This window comes from Lysobacter sp. 1R34A, assembly GCF_051217035.1.
In the GTDB taxonomy this organism is placed as follows: Bacteria; Pseudomonadota; Gammaproteobacteria; order Xanthomonadales; family Xanthomonadaceae; genus Lysobacter.
The window spans coordinates 1-1848 of sequence record NZ_JBPKJP010000196.1 but is presented as its reverse complement, the minus strand read 5'-3'; the positions used below and the strand labels follow the sequence as shown (position 1 = coordinate 1848).

2 protein-coding genes are annotated in these 1848 nt (G+C 66.6%); both read left to right on the top strand.

What is annotated here, in order from left to right; all coding sequences use genetic code 11:
- Positions 1-428 precede the first annotated feature (428 nt).
- Entirely contained in the window at positions 429-1583 is a 1155-nt protein-coding gene (locus ACSAMQ_RS20465) for an SIS domain-containing protein (RefSeq protein WP_435397421.1), read from the top strand.
- Positions 1576-1848 (top strand): ROK family protein (locus ACSAMQ_RS20460; protein ID WP_435397420.1); only part of this gene is annotated, 273 nt, incomplete at its 3' end. The genes ACSAMQ_RS20465 and ACSAMQ_RS20460, both read left to right, overlap by 8 nt.

Here is a 1848-nt window from a genome sequence, read left to right as displayed (position 1 = left end):
CACCGCGCGCAGGTTGCCGACCGGCTCGGCCGCGACCGGCAGCGCCGACGCTGCCAGCGCGGCGAGGATCGCAATCGACAGTCGCGGACGACACACGCGGAATTCCACCTTGCCCCCAGCGCCCGCTCGTCGGGCATAAAAATGTGCTGCAGCCGACTCTAGGGCAGGCTTTCGAAACCTGTCAATGAATTGAAAGAAAAAAGGAAGAAATTATTTTGTGAAACGAAAGTTTGTGCGCCGCAATACTTTCCAAAATCAGTGAAAAACCCTATTAAGCCCGCAACGAAAGCCCAGTCGCGCGAACCTTTCGTTTTATTTCGGAGCAGTCGGTCACTAAGCGAATTCGGTCTATTTCTTTTGTTTTACTTTCGATAATTGACATTCCGAAAGAAAACACAGATCGTGCCCTCGCTCAACAGGAATCATCCATGGACGTCACTCCGCTCTCCGACTCCTCCGCCTGGCAGCGCCTGGGCGGAGCCGACACCGCCGCCGAAATCGCCCAGCAACCGGCCTTGTGGAACCGTCTGGCCGAAGATCTGGCGCAGGCCGGCGAACGCGTACAGGCCTTCCTCGGCGATTGCCTCGACGACCCGCGCCAGCGCGTGCTGTTCACCGGTGCCGGCAGCTCGGGCTTCATCGCCGACCTGGTCGCCGACCGGATCAACGCGCAGTGGCCCGCCGAAGTGCGCGCCGTGCATACCACCAGCTTGCTGACCCATCCGTCGCTGTACCTGCAACGCGACCGCCCCACCCTGCTGGTGTCGTTCGCCCGCAGCGGCTCCAGCCCGGAGAGCGTGGCCGCAGTCGAACTGCTGCGCGCCGAAGTCGAGCACGCGCGCTTTCTCGACATCACCTGCAATCCGGAAGGCGAACTGGCCAAGCGCGGCGCCGGCCGCGAGGACACTTGCACCCTGCTGATGCCGGCGGCGAGTTGCGACCGCGCCTTCGCCATGACCAGCAGTCTGACCTGCATGTTGCTGGCGGCGCTGAGCGTGTTCGACAGCGCGCCATGGCCGCAGCGGATCGAACGCCTCCCGCAACTGGCCGGCTTGGTGCGGGACGGTCTGGCGCAATGGGACGCACCCGCCGCGGCATTGGCGCAACGTCCGTTCCACCGCGTCATCTATCTGGCCAGCGGCCCGCTCGAAGCGCTGGCGCGCGAAGCCGCGCTGAAGCTGCTCGAACTCACCGCCGGGCGCGTGCTGGCCCTGGCCAACACGCCGCTGGGCTTCCGCCACGGCCCCAAATCCACGCTCGACGGCGACACCCTGGTGGTGGTGGTGCGCAGCGCCCACGCTCTGGCGCGCCGTTACGAGCAAGACCTGCTCGACGAGCTGCGCCGCGACGGCATCGCCGGACAGGTGCTGGCGATCGGCCCGCATGCCGACATCGGCGCCGACGACGACCACACTCTGCGCGTGCCGGCGCTGGACGACACCTGGCTGGCGCCGGTGTGGCTGAGCTTCGCGCAGATGTACGCGCTGCAGCGCTCGGCCGCGCTAGGCCTGACGCCCGACAACCCCTTCCCGGACGGCACCGTCAACCGGGTGGTCAAGGGCGTCACCATCCACCATGGCTGAAGCACCCATCGCAGAAACATCGATCGCCGACGCATCGCCCGCGGCGATCTGCTACGGCATCGACATCGGCGGCACCAAGATCGAACTGGTCGCCTGCGATGCCGCGCTGGAGGTGCGCCATCGCCGGCGCATCGCCACGCCGCAGGGCGACTACGCCGCATTCCTGGCCGCGTTGGAGGCGCTGGTGGCCGCGGCCGACGCCGACCTGGGGCTCGTCGACACCGCGATCGGCATCGCCCTGCCCGGCGTGCGCGACCGCCGCAGC